The sequence below is a fragment of the Rhodococcus sp. p52 genome (assembly GCF_000763325.2).
GTDB lineage: Bacteria > Actinomycetota > Actinomycetes > Mycobacteriales > Mycobacteriaceae > Rhodococcus > Rhodococcus pyridinivorans.
In genome coordinates this window covers 1,550,640-1,567,705 of sequence record NZ_CP016819.1, presented here as the reverse complement: position 1 = coordinate 1,567,705, position 17,066 = coordinate 1,550,640, and the positions used below count along the sequence as shown (strand labels likewise).

The 17,066-nt window shown below is 69.2% G+C and carries 18 protein-coding genes and 1 pseudogene; 8 read left to right on the top strand and 11 right to left on the bottom strand.

What is annotated here, in order from left to right; all coding sequences use genetic code 11:
* Positions 1–50 precede the first annotated feature (50 nt).
* Positions 51–1,244 carry a thiolase family protein gene (locus IM25_RS07250; protein WP_033097853.1) on the bottom strand — a complete coding sequence of 398 codons (1,194 nt, stop codon included), beginning with the start codon at positions 1,242–1,244 and terminating at the stop codon, positions 51–53.
* A gap of 172 nt (positions 1,245–1,416) precedes the next feature.
* On the opposite strand from IM25_RS07250, the pseudogene IM25_RS07245 reads away from it, so the two are divergent.
* Positions 1,417–2,156: pseudogene (locus IM25_RS07245) on the top strand (alcohol dehydrogenase catalytic domain-containing protein).
* Positions 2,157–2,166: 10 nt separating this feature from the next.
* Positions 2,167–2,946, top strand: coding sequence for an enoyl-CoA hydratase (locus IM25_RS07240; RefSeq protein WP_033097854.1), 780 nt, complete (start codon positions 2,167–2,169; stop codon positions 2,944–2,946).
* Positions 2,947–3,007: 61 nt separating this feature from the next.
* On the opposite strand, the gene IM25_RS07235 is transcribed toward IM25_RS07240, so the two are convergent.
* On the bottom strand, positions 3,008–3,583 hold the full coding sequence (locus IM25_RS07235; protein WP_033097855.1) for a TetR/AcrR family transcriptional regulator: 576 nt from the start codon (positions 3,581–3,583) through the stop codon (positions 3,008–3,010).
* Positions 3,584–3,653: 70 nt separating this feature from the next.
* Here IM25_RS07235 and IM25_RS07230 point away from each other — a divergent pair, with 70 nt between their 5' ends.
* Positions 3,654–4,229 (top strand): dihydrofolate reductase family protein, encoded by a 576-nt coding sequence (locus tag IM25_RS07230; RefSeq protein WP_024102657.1) that lies wholly within the window; start codon positions 3,654–3,656, stop codon positions 4,227–4,229.
* A gap of 40 nt (positions 4,230–4,269) precedes the next feature.
* Here IM25_RS07230 and IM25_RS07225 read toward each other — a convergent pair whose 3' ends face one another.
* From IM25_RS07225 to IM25_RS07210, 4 genes are all read right to left on the bottom strand, one after another.
* On the bottom strand, positions 4,270–4,905 hold the full coding sequence (locus IM25_RS07225) for a TetR/AcrR family transcriptional regulator (RefSeq protein WP_006553412.1): 636 nt from the start codon (positions 4,903–4,905) through the stop codon (positions 4,270–4,272).
* A gap of 92 nt (positions 4,906–4,997) precedes the next feature.
* A complete protein-coding gene (locus IM25_RS07220; protein ID WP_033097856.1) occupies positions 4,998–5,660 on the bottom strand; it encodes a histidine phosphatase family protein in 663 nt (220 codons plus the stop codon).
* A 2-nt stretch (positions 5,661–5,662) separates the two neighbouring features.
* The gene (gene pheA, locus IM25_RS07215) at positions 5,663–6,589 is read right to left on the bottom strand and encodes a prephenate dehydratase (RefSeq protein WP_006553410.1); all 927 of its coding nucleotides are present in this window, start codon (positions 6,587–6,589) and stop codon (positions 5,663–5,665) included.
* Positions 6,590–6,663: 74 nt separating this feature from the next.
* Complete coding sequence (locus IM25_RS07210) at positions 6,664–7,326, bottom strand: hypothetical protein (RefSeq protein ID WP_033097857.1); 663 nt, start codon at positions 7,324–7,326, stop codon at positions 6,664–6,666.
* Between the two features lie 108 nt (positions 7,327–7,434).
* Between IM25_RS07210 and IM25_RS07205 the strand changes: the two genes are divergently transcribed.
* Positions 7,435–8,202 carry a DUF2470 domain-containing protein gene (locus IM25_RS07205; RefSeq protein ID WP_033097858.1) on the top strand — a complete coding sequence of 256 codons (768 nt, stop codon included), beginning with the start codon at positions 7,435–7,437 and terminating at the stop codon, positions 8,200–8,202.
* A 32-nt stretch (positions 8,203–8,234) separates the two neighbouring features.
* On the opposite strand, the gene IM25_RS07200 is transcribed toward IM25_RS07205, so the two are convergent.
* The gene (locus IM25_RS07200; protein WP_033097859.1) at positions 8,235–9,536 is read right to left on the bottom strand and encodes an MFS transporter; all 1,302 of its coding nucleotides are present in this window, start codon (positions 9,534–9,536) and stop codon (positions 8,235–8,237) included.
* Positions 9,537–9,731: 195 nt separating this feature from the next.
* Here IM25_RS07200 and IM25_RS07195 point away from each other — a divergent pair, with 195 nt between their 5' ends.
* The 3 genes from IM25_RS07195 to IM25_RS07185 all read left to right on the top strand — a co-directional run bounded on the left by IM25_RS07195 (position 9,732) and on the right by IM25_RS07185 (position 12,653).
* Entirely contained in the window at positions 9,732–10,538 is an 807-nt protein-coding gene (locus IM25_RS07195) for a CPBP family intramembrane glutamic endopeptidase (RefSeq protein WP_006553406.1), read from the top strand.
* Between the two features lie 199 nt (positions 10,539–10,737).
* Complete coding sequence (locus IM25_RS07190; RefSeq protein ID WP_232333452.1) at positions 10,738–11,967, top strand: LCP family protein; 1,230 nt, start codon at positions 10,738–10,740, stop codon at positions 11,965–11,967.
* A gap of 140 nt (positions 11,968–12,107) precedes the next feature.
* Complete coding sequence (locus tag IM25_RS07185; RefSeq protein WP_229568520.1) at positions 12,108–12,653, top strand: ferritin; 546 nt, start codon at positions 12,108–12,110, stop codon at positions 12,651–12,653.
* Positions 12,654–12,737: 84 nt separating this feature from the next.
* Here the strand turns inward: IM25_RS07185 and IM25_RS07180 are convergent, their stop codons facing one another.
* The 4 genes from IM25_RS07180 to IM25_RS07165 all read right to left on the bottom strand — a co-directional run bounded on the left by IM25_RS07180 (position 12,738) and on the right by IM25_RS07165 (position 15,869).
* A complete protein-coding gene (locus IM25_RS07180) occupies positions 12,738–13,655 on the bottom strand; it encodes a DUF5926 family protein (RefSeq protein ID WP_033097860.1) in 918 nt (305 codons plus the stop codon).
* A 62-nt stretch (positions 13,656–13,717) separates the two neighbouring features.
* Positions 13,718–14,491 (bottom strand): glycerophosphodiester phosphodiesterase, encoded by a 774-nt coding sequence (locus IM25_RS07175; protein ID WP_065995907.1) that lies wholly within the window; start codon positions 14,489–14,491, stop codon positions 13,718–13,720.
* Positions 14,488–15,543, bottom strand: coding sequence for a DUF4328 domain-containing protein (locus tag IM25_RS07170; protein WP_006553401.1), 1,056 nt, complete (start codon positions 15,541–15,543; stop codon positions 14,488–14,490). The genes IM25_RS07175 and IM25_RS07170 overlap by 4 nt, the downstream gene beginning before the upstream one ends.
* Complete coding sequence (locus tag IM25_RS07165; RefSeq protein ID WP_006553400.1) at positions 15,543–15,869, bottom strand: rhodanese-like domain-containing protein; 327 nt, start codon at positions 15,867–15,869, stop codon at positions 15,543–15,545. The genes IM25_RS07170 and IM25_RS07165 overlap by 1 nt, the downstream gene beginning before the upstream one ends.
* 258 nt (positions 15,870–16,127) lie before the next feature.
* Between IM25_RS07165 and IM25_RS07160 the strand changes: the two genes are divergently transcribed.
* Positions 16,128–17,063 carry an LLM class F420-dependent oxidoreductase gene (locus IM25_RS07160; protein WP_065995906.1) on the top strand — a complete coding sequence of 312 codons (936 nt, stop codon included), beginning with the start codon at positions 16,128–16,130 and terminating at the stop codon, positions 17,061–17,063.
* Positions 17,064–17,066: the final 3 nt, after the last annotated feature.

Below are 17,066 nucleotides of genomic sequence, written 5' to 3'. Positions count from 1 at the left end.
TACCCTTTCGAGAGTGGTTGCGGTTCGGAGATCTTCGAGACTTCGAGAAGTCAGAGACGTTCGATGATGGTGGCGTTGGCCATGCCCGCGCCCTCGCACATCGTCTGCAGGCCGTAACGACCGCCGGTGGCCTCGAGGTGGTTGACGAGGGTCGACAACAGACGGGTGCCCGACGAGCCGAGTGCGTGGCCGAGCGCGATCGCGCCGCCCCACGGGTTGAGCTTGGCCGGATCGGCACCGAGTTCGTGCGCCCAGGCGAGCGGCACGGGCGCGAACGCCTCGTTGACCTCGTAGGCGTCGATGTCGTCGATGCCCAGACCCGCGCGGGCGAGCACCTTCTGCGTGGCCGGGATCGGGGCGGTGAGCATGAAGACCGGGTCGTCGCCGGCGACGGAGAACGAGTGGAAGCGGGCGCGCGGGGTCAGGCCCAGCTTGTTCGCCATCTCCTCGCTCATGATGAGCGCGGCCGACGCACCGTCGGTGAGCGGCGAGGAGTTGCCGGGGGTGATGACCCACTGCGCCTCGGGGAACCTGGCGGCGTACTCCTCGGTGTAGAAGGACGGCTTCAGGCCGGCGAGGCCCTCGGCGGTGGTGGAGGCGCGCAGCGTCTCGTCGACGGTGTGCTCGACCTGCTCACCGGCTGCGTTCTCCACGGTGATCGGGACGATCTCCTTGTCGAACCGGCCGGCCTCGTGGGCGGCGGCGGCGCGCTGGTGCGACTGCGCGGAGTAGGCGTCGAGCGCGTCGCGGTCGAACTTCCACTTCGCAGCGATGAGCTCGGCCGAGATGCCCTGGTTGACCAGGCCCTCGGGGTAGCGGGCACGGATGCTCGGGCCGTGGGTGTCCTTGCCGAGGGTGGCGGTGCCCATCGGGATGCGGCTCATCGACTCGACACCGCACGCGATGACCATGTCGTAGGCACCGGCGATGATGCCCTGCGCGGCGAAGTGCGCGGCCTGCTGGCTCGATCCGCACTGGCGGTCGATGGTGGTCGCGGGCACCGACTCGGGGAAACCGGCGGCGAGGAGCGCGGTGCGCGAGATGTTGAGGGACTGCTCGCCGACCTGGGCGACGCAGCCGCCGATCACGTCGTCGACCTGCGCGGGGTCGATGTCGTTACGCTCGACGAGCGAGCGCAGGACGTGGGCGAGGAGTTCGACGGGGTGGGTGCCGGACAGGGCACCACCCGGCTTGCCCTTACCGACAGCGGTACGGACGACGTCGACGATGACAGCGTTGGTCATGACGATCCTTTCGAAAGTGCAGCGTGCGGGCCGGAGACGTTCCCAGCGGCGTACTTATCGATCGCTAAAAGCTCTACCACGGACTTAGCGCTCGGTCAATGATCTCTGAGAGCTAGCGTACGCTAAGCCACTCTGATAGTGATGGATCACGACCCGAGTCGAGGAGACGCCCGTGCGCGCAGCGCAATTGACCGAACACACCGGCCCCGACGCCGTCCGCGTGACCGACATCCCCGAACCCGAGGCAGGCGATTCGCTCGTCCTCGTCGACCTACACGCCGCCGGCGTGTCCTTTCCCGATCTGTTGCAGACGACCGGCGGCTACCAGATGGTCCGGCCGCTGCCGTGCGTGCTCGGCGCCGAAGCAGCGGGCATCGTCCGCAGCGCACCCGAGGGCAGCGGCCTCACCGCCGGACAACGCGTCGCCGTGCTGTCCATCGACGGATCGTGGCAGCAGACCGTCGCACTGCCGCGCGAGCTGGTCTTCCCGCTGCCCGACAGCGTGTCGCTGACCGCGGGCGCCGGGATGCTCATGAACTACTTCACCGCGCACTTCGCGCTCGACGAGCGCGCCCGGTACCGGGCGGGTGAGATCGTCCTCGTCCACGGTGCACCGGGTGGACGGGCCGTCGTTCTCGGATTCACGGCGGCAGCATTCCCACCGTGAAGGTCAATCGCCTTCTACTGAAGAACATTTCGGTCGTCGGCGCGGGGTGGGGCGAGTACCTCCGCACCGACCCCGGCTACCCGGCGCGGCAGTGGGCCGCACTCGAACTGCTGCTGCGCGACGGGACGCTCGTCGTCCCCGAACCCACCCTCCATCCCCTCGACGAAGCTCCGGCAGCACTGCGTTCGCTCGAGAACCGTTCCGCGACCGGCAAGGTCGCGCTCGACCTGACGTCCCGACCCTAGGAGAACAGCCATGACCGACGACCTGCCCGGTGTCGACACGACCGTCGACGACGGCGTCCTGCGCGTCACCCTGAACCGTCCCTCGCGGATGAACGCCGTGAAGACCGAGACGCTCGAGGCGATCGCCGATGCGTTCGAGAAGTACGCCGACGATACCTCCGTCCGGGTCGCGGTGCTCACCGGCGTCGGTCGCGCGTTCTGTTCCGGCGCCGACCTTTCCGGTCGTGACCTGAGCGCGCCGCCCTCCGCCGACACGATCGACGCCGCCAACCGCGCGGTTGCCTCGATCCGGGTGTTCCCCCGGCCGGTCGTCGGAGCGATCAACGGCGCGGCCGCGGGTGTCGGCGTATCGCTCGCTCTGGCATGCGATCTCACCGTCGCAAAGGAGTCGGGATACTTCCTGCTGGCCTTCACCCGGGTCGGTCTGATGCCGGACGGGGGTGCGTCCGCGCTCGTCGCCGCGTCGATCGGTCGCGCGCGGGCGCTGAAGATGGCCCTGCTGGCCGAGCGACTTCCGGCCGGTGAAGCGCTGGCCTCCGGACTCATCTCGGACGTCTACGCGGACGACGAATTCGACAGTGCGGTCGAGACTCTCGTGCATCGGCTCGCCGACGGCCCGTCGACCGCCTTCGCTTCGACGAAGAATGCGATCAACGACGCGACGCTCACCGAACTCGACCACGCCTTCGCCCGCGAGCGCGAAGGGCAGCTCGTCCTGCTCGGCAGCGCCGACTTCACCGAGGGTGTGACGGCCTTCCAGGAGAAGCGCACCGCGAACTTCCGTCGTTGAACCGTCGACGATGTCGGTGGATCCGGCCTCGCTGAGCGGGGTCGGATCCACCGAAGTCGTTTCAGGCGTCGGGGATCACGCGTTCGACGGCCGCCCGCACCAGTTCGGCGACACGGTCCTCGTCGATGATCCCCGGGAGGGTGAGTCGGTCGAGCACGAGCCAGTTCAACGCGAGATAGAGCAGCACGACGGCGTTCTCACCGCCCGGCAGGCCGGAGTGCCGGTAGTTGGCGATGTTGAAATCCAGGTCGGCGCGCACCCGCTCGGTGAGCAGGGCCTGCAGTTCGGGCCGTCGGGTGGCTTCGAGGCGTAGTTCGAGGAGCGCGAGATAGCCGGCGCGGAACCGGATGAGCCGGTCGACCACCTCCGTCATCAGCTCGATCATGGATTCGCGGGTCTGCGGCGCCTGCGACTGTGCCATGACCTCGTCGGCGGGCAGGAGCCGCTCGTAGTAGCGGTGACCCACCTGGACGAGCAGGTCGTCGCGGTTGGCGAAGTAGTTCGACGCCGTCCCCGTCGGGACCCCTGCCTCCTTGTCCACCGCGCGGAAGGTCAGCCCGCGCGCACCGTCGCGCGCCAGCACTTCGATCGAGGCATCCAACAAGGCCTGTCGTCGTTCCGGATTCGTCCTGACCACTTGACACCACTCCATATGTAGTACTACCTTCAAACCACTTCACTCATAGTACTACGAATGGCGGTCCACCATGCGAAAGCTCGTCTACTACGTGGCAGTGACCCTCGACGGCTATATCGCCGGGCCGAACGGGGAGTACGACTTCTATCCGATCTGCGACGACATGGCAGCGGCGATGAGCGCGAGATATCCGGAAGCCGTCCCCACCGCGCTCCGCGAACAGGTCGGCATGCCGGTCGACACGCCGAACAAGGAATGGGACACGGTGATCATGGGGCGCGGTGCCTACGAACCCGGTCTCTCGCTGGGGCTCGCGAGTCCGTACAGCCACATGCAGCAGTACGTCGTGTCCCGCACTCTCGCGCCGGTCGACGATCCGCAGGTTCGGATCGTCGACACCGACCCGGTCGAGCTGGTCCGAAAGCTGAAGGCGGAAGAGGGGCTCGACATCTGGCTCTGCGGTGGCGGCAACATCGCGGGGCAACTGTTCGCCGAGATCGACCGGCTGATCTTCAAGAGCTATCCGGTGATCGCGGGCGACGGCATCCCGGCACTGTCGGGCAACTTCGTCCCCACGCGATTCGACGTCACCGCGCGCGAGGAGTTCAGCAACGGCACGCAGGTCACCTGGTTCGACCGACGCTGAACTTCGATCGCCGAAGTTCGATCGACACCGGATCCGGCCGTCAGACCCCGACGGTCTTGAGGGCGATACCGACGTACTTCTGCGCGACGGCCTCGGGGCTGAGCGTGCCCTCCGCGTGGTACCAGCGCGGGATCGACTGGCACATGCCGAGCAGGGCACGCGTGGTCTCGGCGGGGTCGTCCACGTCGAACACGCCCGCGGCGACGCCCTCCTCGACGATCTGGCGCACCAGCTGCTCGACGCCCTTGCGCACCGCACGGTAGCGCTGGCGGTTCTCGGGGCTCAGGTAGCGGGCCTCACCCTCGAGGGCGGCGAGGCGGGCCCGCAGGGTCATGCGCAGCACAATCGCCTCGATGACGTTGGACAGCCTGCGCACCGGGTCGCCGTCGGCGTCCTCGGCGGCGGCGTGGGCTCGGGAGAGCACGTCGCTGGTCGAGAGCTCGAGAAGGGCGATGAGCAGCCCTTCCTTGTTCTCGTGGTGGTAGTAGAGCGCCGGGACGGTGACGCCGACGCGGCGCGCGATCTCCCGCACCGAGGTGCCGTGGAAGCCGGTCTCGTAGAAGGCGTCGAGGGCAGCGGTGAGGATGGGACTGAGCTGCATCGGTTCGAGGATGCGCCAGTCCGGGATCGCCTCACCGTTGGTGAGGGTGTCGGCCCCGTCGCTCGAAGCACCCATGAAACCGCACCTACCTACCGATCGCTACTTCATACGGACGCCCCGAGGATACCCGTACGTTTTGCGCTCGAAGGATCGAAAGGTGGGCGGTGTCACCCCATCGGGTCGTCGGCACCACCGCGCGCGGTGTCGTGGAAGGGCGCGAAGAAGGTTCCCCAGCGCGCGCACTCCCAGCCACCGCCGGCCACCGGCACCAGCTCGACCGTCTCGGTGTTGGCCAGGTGGTTGGTGATGGCGAAGCCGGACGGCACCTTCCCCAGATAGGCGGCGACGAGCCGGATCGCGGCACCGTGACTGACGACCACGACGTCACCCGAACCGGCATCGAGATAGTCGCTGCGCAGCGACTCCAGGACGGGCAGGTACCGGTCGAGCACGTCGAGCGCCGACTCACCGCCCGGGACCCGCGCCCGCAGGTCGCCGTTGTGCCACTCCTCGTAGACCTTCATGAACAACTTGTGCGACTCCTCGTCGCTGCGGTCCTCGAGCTCGCCGACCTGCACCTCGTGCACGCCCTCGCGGACGACCGTCTCGAGCGACACCATCGGTGCCGCGTGCTCGGCCGTCTGCCGAGCGCGGAGCGCCTGCGACGCGACGAGCAGCGACGGCGTCTGCTCGACGAGGTTCTTCCCGAGCGTGCGGGCCTGTTCGACGCCGAGCTCGGTGAGCTCCGCGCCCGGGAGTTTCGTATCGAGCCTCCGGGCGACGTTCGCCACCGTCTGGCCGTGCCGGGCCAGGATCAATCTGCCGCTCACCGTCAGTCCTCTCCGCGCCGCAGTCGGTCGAGCCACCGCGCATCCTCGTCGTCCGACACGGGTGGGACACCGTGTTCGGACACAGCGGGCCACGATCCGAGGAACCGCACCTGCGCGAAGCGGTGCAATCCCTGCAGCGCCTCGGCGACCAGCGCGTCGTCGATGTGACCCACACAGTCCAAGTGGAAGAAGTAGGTGCCGTATTCCCTGCGGGTCGGCCGGGACTCGATACGCGACAGATCGATTCCGCGCGTGGAGAACTCGGTGATGGCGCGCACCAGCGAGCCGGGCTCGTTGGGGAGTTGCAGCACCACCGAGGTGCGGTCGACACCGGTGCGCTTCGGCACGGGCCGCGGCCGGGTGATGAGCACGAAGCGGGTGCGGGCGCCCTCGAAGTCGGCGACCTTGTCGGCGAGGACGGACAGGCCGAGCCGCTGTCCGGCGAGCGCCGTGGACACCGCCGCGTCGACCTTGCCGGACGCGACGTCCTCGGCGGCTCCCGCGTTGGAGGCCGCGGTCACGACCTCGGCGTCGGGCAGGTGGTCCTCGATCCAGCGACGCACCTGCGCTGCGGCCACCGGATAGGCACCGATAGTGCGGACCCGATCGCGGGTGATCCCTTCGCGGGTGACCACCGTGAACGCGATGTCGAGTTCGACCTCGGACACGATCTGCAGGCGCGGCCCGAGCGCGAGGGCGTCCATGGTGGGCGGCACCGAACCCTCGACGGAGCTCTCGATGGGGACGACGGCACCGTCGGCCTTCCCGTCGCGCAGGAGTTGCAGGGCAGCGGGCGGGCCGGCGGCCGAGACGCGCTCGACGTCGGCGGATCCGTCGCCGAGCACGTCGAGTGCACCGAGGCTCTCGAAGCGGTCGAGGGCCATCTCGGTGAACGTTCCCGAGGGTCCGAAATAGGCGATACGTGGCACGTGTACGAGGTTACGCATCGGTCGTGACGGGAAGGCGGACTCTGCGTGAACCGCACCCGAGCGGTGGCCCCGTGTCAGCCGGTGGTGAGGTCGAGCGCCTCGAGCTCCCGGACGACGGCGTCTGTGTCGTCGACCTCGACGACCAGCAGGATCTCCCGCACCGCCGCGGCGGCCTCCGGTACGAGTCGCCGGAGCCGGGCCACGTCGGGAGTCCCGAGGGCTTCGCGGACGTCGAAACCGCTCAGCGCCGCGACGGTGGCGGAGAGTAGGGCGACGACGTCGTCGGTGCCGGTCGCGCGGGCGGCGTAACCGGTGTCGGCGTGAGCGAGGACGGAGAGGAAGTCGGCGACGGCGTCGCCCCCGCGACCTGCGGTCAGGCCGGGGATGTGACCGGCCTCGGTGAGCGCGCGGGCGGTGTCGGCGAGCGCGGCGTCGGGCACGTGCGGGTAGACGACCAGCGGTGCCGGCGCGGTGATCGCGAGAACGTCCTCGAGGTCCTCGGCCGTGCAGTCGACCTGATACCGGACCGGACGCCACCCGGCGGGCGAGGGGAGTTCGGCCGAGGCGTCGAGCTCGACGACAAGTTCGAGGGTGGGTGATCCGGTGACGGCAGCGGCCGGGACGATCGGCGGGGCGAGCGTGCGGCCGGTCGCGGCGAGGGCGTCGGTGAGGCTGTCGTGCCGGTGTGTGAGCAGCGCGTCGAGCAGTCCGCGGGGCTCGTCGCGGGACGGCGGCATTCCGAGGGGAAGTGGGATCGGCACCGATCCAGGCTACCGACGGACCACTTGCGACCGCGATCACAATGACTTAGGTTTGCCTCACCTACATCGAGAAGGAGGGTTGGCATGCAGACCACCACATCCGTCATCCCCGCGCCGACCACGGCCGAACGCGTACGCACCGCCCTCATCCGCGCCGACACGACGCAGCTCGCGATCGACGGCTGCGATCCACTCCCCACCTCGGTTCATCATCTCCTCGACGACGGGCAGGTCGCGGTGGTCGTCGCCGAGGACAGCCTCCCCGTCGCACTCGCCTGGCAGTCCGGCAGCGCAGGCATCCCCGCCATGCTCGAGCTCACCGACCACTCCCCGATCGCCCTGCGCAATCCGGTCCGGTCGCTCATCTGGCTCAGCGGCGCCCTGCGTCCCGTGGAGCATCCGCGCCGCGTCGCCGCCGAGATCGCGGAGATCCTGCCGCATCCCGAACTCCTCGACGTCGGACACCGCTCCGAACTGCTGTGCCTGACGCTCGACTCCGTCGTCGCCGCCGACACCACCGGGGCCGAGGCCGTCGACGTCGCCGACGTCCTCGACGCCGCTCCCGACCCGTTCGCCGCACTCGAGACCGGGTGGCTCCAGCACCTCGAAGAGGACCACGCCGACATCGTGCGGCAGATCGCGCGACGCATCCCGCCCGCGCACCGCGGCGGACGAATCCGCCCCCTGGGCCTCGACCGCTACGGACTGCGGCTACGCGTCGAGTCCGAAGGCGACGACCACGACGTGCGGATCCCCTTCCACGAACCGGTCGACGATCCCGCCGCCCTGAGCCGCGCGCTGCGCCTGCTCGTCGGCTGCCCCTTCCGCAACGGACTGCCGCCGCGCACCTGAGCGGTACGCGGCGGCAGGGATCATCCGAACGATCAGACCTTCTGCAGGTCGATACCCTTCGTTTCCTTCATGATCAGCGCAGCGATGCCGGTCGCGACGCACAGCACCATGATGTAGACCCCGAAGACCCAGCCGATGTCCCAGCCGGTGAGCAGCTGATTCAGGTAGGGCGCGGTGCCACCGAAGACCGCCACCGAGAAGGAGTAGGCGAAGCCGATGGCCTGGGTACGCAGGCGGGTCGGGAAGCTCTCCGACAGGGTGCACGACAGGATCGCACCAGGGATCGACACGATGAGCAGGGCGAGAGTGGTCGACACGAGCAACGTCCACCCGGCCGACGTGATCATCGACGTCAGCGGGATCTGCAGCGCGAACATGAGGACCGCGAAGCCGCCGAGCATCGGGCGCCGGCCGATCCGGTCGGAGAGCAGACCCCAGAAGGGCAGCGAGACCAGCGCGATGACCTGGGCGATGACGAGCATCCAGTAGGCGGTGTCGGCGTCCATGCCCTTCTGCGTGATCGCGTACGTCGAGACGTACGAGGTCCACGTGTAGTGCGCCGCCGTGACACCCGAGGTCATGCCGATCATCAGCAGGATCGCACGCACGACCACCTTGCGAGGGATACGCGGTTCGTCGACCCGGGTCTCCTGCTGGTCGAAGACCTCGCTCTCCTCCATGCTGCGTCGCAGGTAGAGGGCGAACAGCGCCAGGAAGAAGCCGAGGAGGAACGGCACGCGCCATCCCCACTCGCCCACGGCGCTCTCGGAGAGCGTCGAGGTGACCGCTCCGCCGATCGTGTACGCGAGCACGGAACCGCCGAAGATCGCGACGAAGGCGACGCTGCCCCACATGCCGCGGCGATGCGGCGGCGCGATCTCGCTGACATACGAGTAGGCGGTCGCCGACTCGCCACCGTGCGCGAAGCCCTGCACCACGCGGGCGAGCAACAGGAGCACCGACGCCCACACGCCGATCGACGAGTAGGTGGGCATGAGCCCGATGACGAGGCTGCCACCAGCCATCATGAGCATGGTCGTGACGAGCACGAACTTGCGGCCGCGCTTGTCAGCGATGCGGCCGAACACGATGCCACCGAGCGGTCGCATCAGGAATCCGACGGCGAAGACCGCGAGTGTGGACAGCAATGCCGAGACCGGATTGTCGCTGTTGAACATCGCTGCGGCGATGAACGGAGCGAACACAGCGTAGGCGCTCCACTCGTACCACTCGAGGATGTTGCCCACGGAGCTGGCGAGAAGAGACTTCTTCTTCGATGCGAGAGTCACCGAAGTTGTTGCAACAGAATTCTTCTCAGGTGTTTCGATGTTCATGTCCCTACTTCCGGGTCGCAGATTCCCCTCGGCTCCCAAGGCCCCTATCCGCACCCGAGCGATCGATCGGTCGGGCGAAGTGAAGTGTGATGGGTCACATGGACCGCTGTCAAATTGGACACATCACCGCGAACCGGTGGGGTGCCTCTTCGCGGCGAGAGGACCGGCCACGCAGGGTCCGGCACAATCGCTCCGGTGACGACCCTTCGCGACTGGCTGCGGCCCGCATCCCGCAACCCCGAGCCGCCCCTCGACCCCACCGAGCGCCGCGCGCTGTGGATCGAGATCACCATCGTCCTGCTCGTCACCTTCGGCCTGAGCGGGATCTCGTCGATCCTGTCGCTGGCCGAGGCGGCGCTGGCACCAGAACCGCTGTCGGATCAGACCGTCGCCCTCAACACGCCACGCTCATCGCAGGGGTTCATCGATCTCGCCCGCCAACTCCTCGGCATCGTGCGCCTGCTCGCCTGGGGTGCCCTCGGCCTGTACCTGCTCTGGCGCAGCGGTGTCGGACCGCGACTCGCGGGCCTCGCCCGACCCGGTCTGCGCCGGGACCTGCTGCCCGGCCTGGGGCTGGCCGCCCTGATCGGACTCCCCGGACTGGTGCTGTACCTGGTGGCGCGGGCCGCCGGCCTGAACCTGACGGTCGCGCCGAGCCTGCTCGAGGACTACTGGTGGCGACTGCCCACCGAGGTGCTGTGGGCGATCGCCAACTCCGGGGCGGAGGAGATCCTGGTCGTCGCCTATCTCCTCACCCGCCTGCGGCAGCTCGGCTGGTCGGAGAATTCGTCGTTGCTCGCCTCCGCCCTGCTGCGCGGCAGCTACCACCTCTACCAGGGCGTCGGCGGCGGGTTCGGCAACGTCGTCATGGGCCTGGTCTTCGGGCGCTACTGGCAGCGCACCGGCCGGTTGTGGCCGCTCGTGATCGCCCACGCGCTCATCGACACCATCGCCTTCGTGGGCTACCAAGCACTGAGAGGCCACGTCTCCTGGCTGCCCTGAACGTAGAGTTGTCCGGGTGAACGGCGACCCTCGCGACCCTCGGAACCGGCCGCGGCCTCCGCAGGGACTTCCCCCGCAGGGCCCTCCTGCCCGGCGGGCAGTACCGCCGAACCCGCAGCGCGAGGTGCCACCGCAGCGACGGGGCGCTCCTCCGTCACAGCGTCGCGGCGGCCCCCCGCCGTCCCCCGAGGGCACCCAGGTGCTCCGGCGCGACGGACGACCGCAGTCACCGCAGGCGTGGTCGCAGGCACCCGCCCCGAACTACCGGCCCGCTCCGCGGCAGGACCCGCAGCAACCGCCCCCGCAGCAACGACGCGACTGGGCACCGACGCAGCGACCCGAACGGATCGCCGAACCCGCCCCGAACCGTCGCCCGCCGCGCGGGAACACACCACCGCCCGCACCCCCGCGACGCCCTGCGGCACCGCCTTCACGACCGGGCCCGCCCTCACGACCGGCACCACGCCGCCCGCTCGGTGCCCGGCGCATCCTGCGGCGACTCGCGATCGTCCTGGTGGTGCTCGTCGTCGCGATGGGCGCGAGCATGGTCTACCTCGACGGCACACTCGCGCGCGTCGATGCGCTCGCCGATTACGACGGCCGGGTCGGCGACACCCCCGGCACGAACTGGCTGCTCGTCGGCTCCGACAGCCGCGTGGGCCTCACCCCCGAGCAGGAACAGGAACTCGCGACCGGCGGGGAGGGCGGCGCCGACCGCACCGACACGGTGCTGCTCGTCCACATCCCGCCCGGTGGGGGCGCCACGACGATGATCTCGCTGCCCCGCGATTCCTACGTGAGCGTCCCGGGCTTCGGCCAGGACAAGCTCAACGCGTCGTTCGCGTTGGGCGGACCGCAACTGCTCGTGCAGACGGTCGAGGGCGCCACGGGCGTGCACATCGACCACTACGCCGAGATCGGCTTCGGCGGGGTCGCGTCGATCGTCGACGCGGTCGGCGGGGTCGACATCTGCGTGCCCTATCCGATCGACGACCCCCTCGCCGGACTCAGGCTCGAACCGGGATGCCAGGAGCTCAACGGAGCGCAGGCCCTGGGCTTCGTGCGCACCCGCGCCACCCCGCTCGCCGACCTGGACCGGATGAACAACCAGCGCCTGTTCCTGTCGGCGCTGCTGAGCAAGGCCACCAGTCCCGGCACCTTCCTGAACCCCTTCCGGGCATGGTCGCTGATGTCGGGTGCGGCCGGGTCGCTGCGGGTCGACGACGGCGACCACCTGTGGAACCTCGCACGACTCGCGTGGGCGATGCGCGGCGAGACGGTCACCACGACGGTTCCGGTGGGCGGATTCGACGACGTCTACGGCATCGGCAACGTCTTGCTGTGGGATCGTGAGCGCGCCGTGCCGTTCTTCGGAGCCATCTCGGAGGGCGACCCGATCCCGCCGGAACTGCTCGCTCCGGCCCCCTGACGGACGCCGCGAATCGTCGTCGATCTTGGGGAAGGCTGTCCGAATTTTCCGTAGGGTAGCCGATGCTGCGTTGCCCAAGGGTAGCCAAGGCTTGGATGAAAAGCGTGTTGACCTGCACTAACGTCGTGATCATGACGACGATGGGCGACATGACCAAGACCAAGTTCCACACGCTGCTGCACGACCAGATCCGCCACGAGTTCACGGCGTCGCATCAGTACATCGCCATCGCGGTCTTCTACGACAACACCGATCTCCCGCAGCTGGCGAAGCACTTCTACGCGCAGGCCGTCGAGGAGCGCAACCACGCCATGATGATCGTCCAGTACTTCCTGGACCGCGACATGGCCGTCGACCTCACCGGCGTCGACGCGGTGCAGTCGATGTTCGAGGATGCCCGCGAGCCGATCGCGCTGGCCCTCGCCCAGGAGAAGAAGGTCACCGACCAGATCGTCGAGCTCGCCCGCACCGCGCGCGACGAGGGCGACTACCTCGGCGAGCAGTTCATGCAGTGGTTCCTGCAGGAACAGGTCGAGGAGGTTGCGACGATGACGACCCTGTTGACCGTGGCCGACCGTGCCGGTTCCAACCTCTTCAACCTCGAGGACTTCGTGGCCCGCGAGCTCAACTCGAAGGTGCGCGAGCCGCGCGGCAATGCCCCGCTCGCCGCCGGCGGTGCCATCTGATCGTTCCTCCATCCGGGGACAGCCCACCCGGAACGACGAAGGCCACCTCCCGCAGGAGGTGGCCTTCGTGCTGTCGTGAGCGGGTCAGCGCAGGGTGACCTGGCGGCTGCGCAGGCCGTCGCGCGACCGGCGCTCGGCGGCGGTGAGCGGTTCGTCCACGGCGAGGGCCTCGTCGAGGCGCTGCCCGAACTCGATGGTCGGGGTGACCCATTCGTCGGGGTGCTTCTCGCGGTCGAGGTCGAAGACCGGCACCAGCAGACCGTGGGTGCGGAACGAACCAGCGAACCGCGATCCCTCACCGAGGTGCAGACCGCCCGCCGCGTGCACGCGCGACAGCGCCGCCATCAGCGCGTCCTCGTCCTCGGGGCGCACCCAGCGCAGGTGCGCCTTCTCGCCCGGATCGACCCACCACGCGCCGCGGAGACCGTCGCCTTCGAGACGCGCGGACGGCAGCACGGCTTCGTTCGCGTGCTTGACGGTGTGCGCGATCTCGGCGCTCGGTTCGACACCGGCCGGGATCCACCAGTCGAAGTCGTTGTGGACGGTGATCGCCGGCACGGCTGCCGGGTCGATCAGCTCGGCCAACGGCGGGGTGTCGTCGTCGACACTCGCGACCTGCAGCGACGAGCCCGGCTCGGCCGTGTGCGCCCAGTGCAGGGCCGCGGCCAGTTCCCCCGCCGGGTCCGGGCCGAAGCCGGTGGCGAGCTGCAGGCCGACGTACGCGACCGGCTCACCGTTCTCCTCGCGGACCAGGGCCGCTACCCCGCCGGGGAGGATGGTCGCACCCACGACGCGACGGCCGTCCTCGGCCGCGGGCAGCTCCGCGAGGGCCGACGGCACGAACTCGCGCAGTGCCACGAGATCGCATTCGAAGGCGAGTCCTTCGAAGGGCCGGGACGTCGCGGCGGCCGCTGTTTCCCGCTCGAGTCGGCGCTGCTCGAGCTTCGCGGCGCGGTTGCTGCCGGGCTTGGGTCCGCTGTTTCTCTTGCTCTTCTTGGCCACGGCGTCAAACTACACGGCGACCCGTGTCGCGATGTCGAGGTCGCGGGACCGGGTGGGGGTGCTCACCGATCGAAGGCGGCGTCGAGCTGCAGCTTGGTGCGCCCGGGATGGTTGGTGGCGACCCACTCGACGCCCAGCTCGCGGCACAGTTCGACGTCGGCGGGGTCGTCGACGGTCCAGCAGTAGGTGGCCCGGCCCGACAGCGCAGCCCGGTCGACGAGATCGCGGTGCTCGCGCAGCGTCGCGATCGAGGGACCGACAGCGGTCGCGCCGACGGTGGTCGCGGCACTGCCGCGCAGGTAGCGCGAGGTCTCCCCCAGCAACACGGTGGGCAGCAGCGGCGCGGCCCGGCGGATGCGCCAGACGCCCCCCGCCGCGAACGACATCACCACCACCCGGGAGAAATCGGCCGATGCCGGGGTCGCGAGACCGAAGCGGGCCAGTTCGGCGAGCAGTTTGCTCTCCACGAGACCGCCGTAGCGGACGGGATGCTTGGTCTCGACGAAGACCTTCACCGGGACACTCGTGAAGTCCATGACGAGTTCGAGCAGTTGCCGCAGCGTGAGCAGGTCGGCGGGCTCGCCGGGGCGTCCGTAGTCGTACTGCGCGAGCTCGTCGAGGGTCATCTCGCTGACGACACCGGTGCCGTTCGAGGTGCGGTCGATCGTGCGGTCGTGCACGCACACGAGGTGACCGTCGCGGGTGAGCCGCACGTCGCATTCGACGCCGTCGGCACCTTCCTTCAACGCGAGCTCGTAGGCGCCGATCGTGTGTTCCGGGAGGGCGGCGGACGCACCGCGATGCGCGACGACCCGGGGATGCGCGCTGCGGGTCACGGCGCCACCGCCTCAACGCGCTCCTCGTCGTCCGCTCGTTCTCCGGCCGATTCCGGAGCGTCGTCCTGTTCTTCGCGGGCCTGTTCCTGCTCGCGCACGGCGGCGGGGACGATGGGCGCGATCGGCGACGAGGCCGGACCTGCCGCGTGGGTGAAGCGGCGACGGCGCAGCGGCCGTCCCCACAGGTCGGCGTCGTCGAACAGGCGCAGGACGTGCAGGGTCGACAGCGCGACGACCGTCCCGAGCGCCGCGAGGACGGCGGTGAGCAGGACGCCGTCGGCGCGGGCCTGCAGGGTGTCGCGCTGACGCCACGCGAGCAGCGCCACCATGAGCACACCGTTGACCACCCACAGCACCCACCAGGTGCGGATCGCGCGGAGCAACCGCGGGTCGCGGTCGGCGATCTCGGTGAGGAAGACACCGGGCATCGCGAGGTTGAGGCCCGGAACGACCAGCCCCGCGAGGATGGACAGCGGCGACCGCGACTCGGCGAGACCACGCTCGGCGTAGATGCGCCGGCGCAGGTCGATCAACCGCAATCCGGATGCGACCGCCGCGGCCAGCGCCACGACCGGCCCGACCACCTGGGTCGCCCACACCGCGGCATCCGACAACGCGAGCACGAGCGGGTCGACGAGACGGGTGCGGTTGTACAGCAACACTCCGTACCGGACGGCCTCGGCGACCGCCGCGAGACCGAAGACGACGGCGGTTCCGACGAGCAGCGTCGGCGCGAGGTCGGCGGCGGTCTCGGCGCGATCGGGTTCGACGGCCTCGTCCGGGAGCGGATCGAGCAGTCCCCAGCGGGGCATCTCACGATAGGACGGGGTCTCGGGAGCCGGACACCCGTGCGCAGGCGACGTCGGTTCGGTCGTCGGAGCACCACCCGCGGGGCGCGCGACCCAGCGGAAGTTACGGCGCGACGGAGGAACCGTCCCGTCGGGGGCGACGGGTGAGAGCAGCACACCGCGGCAGGCCGGGCACCACTGCCGCGGCTGATATGTCACCGGCCAGCGATTCTCACAGCGCACACAGATCTGATAGGCCGACATCAATAGATCTTTGCCGGTTCGTCGCGCTCGGAGACGAGCGGGAGTCCGTGCTTCTGCCACGCCACCATGCCGCCCGCGACCTGGAAGGTCTCGTACCCGATGCGGGCCAGGTACTCGACCGCTCCGAGGGAGCGGCCGCCCTGCCTGCAGATCACGTAGATCTCGGCGTCGGGGTCGAGTTCCTCGATGTGGGCGGGCACGTCGGCGAGCGGAATGTGCAGCGCGCCGGGGGCGTGTCCGAGTTCCCATTCGTCGTCCTCGCGGACGTCGAGGAGGACGACCTCGTCGCCGAGTTCGGGTACCAGGTCGACCGACACGGTGGGCACGTCGGAAAAGCTCACGTCTCAATAGTGGCACGCGGCGTGAACGGATGTGGGTGTGGTCGTACCGATACTGTTCCGCAGGTGGGGCAGGTGGGTCTTCCACAACACTCCCCATCAACCCCATCCGCTGGAGTTATCCACAGTTTCCACAGGTTCATCAACAGGCCTATCCACGCATGGGGAATCACGCTCGAGACATCTCACAGTGGACAAGCACCCGCCGATGGCCCGCGCCGGTTCCGTCGCTGAAATGATCGGGTCATGGAATTACGCATCTTCACCGAACCCCAGCAGGGCGCCACCTACGACGACCTCCTCGCCGTCGCACAGACCGCGGAACGACTCGGCTACGGCGCGTTCTTCCGCTCCGACCACTACCTGGCCATGAACGCCGAGGGCCTGCCCGGACCGACGGACGCATGGATCACGCTGGCCGGTCTCGCCCGCGACACGTCGACGATCCGCCTCGGCACGCTCGTCACCTCGGCGACCTTCCGGTACCCCGGCCCGCTCGCGATCTCCGTCGCGCAGGTCGACGCCATGAGCGGCGGACGCGTCGACTTCGGATTCGGAGCCGGCTGGTTCGAGGAGGAGCACCTCGCCTACGGCATCCCCTTCCCCACGTTGAAGGAGCGGTTCGACCGCTTCGAGGAGTCCCTCGCGGTCATCACCGGCCTGTGGGACACCCCCGAGGGCGAGACGTTCTCGTACGAGGGCGAGCACGTGCGGATCGAGACCTCCCCGGCGCTGCCGAAGCCGTACCAGCGTCCCCACCCACCGATCGTCATGGGCGGCGCAGGCAAGAAGCGCACGCCGGCACTGGCGGCGCGCTACGCCGACGAGTTCAACGTGCCGTTCAAGTCGCTGGACGAGACGAAGGTCCTGTTCGAGCGGGTGCGCTCGGCCTGCCGGGATGCCGGACGCGACCCCGAGGAACTGACCTACTCGAACGCACTCGTGCTGTGCTGCGGCCGGGACGAGGACGAGATCGCGCGTCGCGCGGCACGGATCGGCCGTGAGGTCGACGAACTGCGGGAGAACGGACTCGCGGGCACGCCGCAGGAGTTGATCGAAAAGATCCGCACCTTCGCCGAGGCCGGGACGCAGCGCATCTACCTGCAGGTCCTCGATCTCGCCGATCTCGAGCACCTCGAACTGGTGGCGAACGAGGTCATGCCCGCCGTCGCGGATCTCTGACGC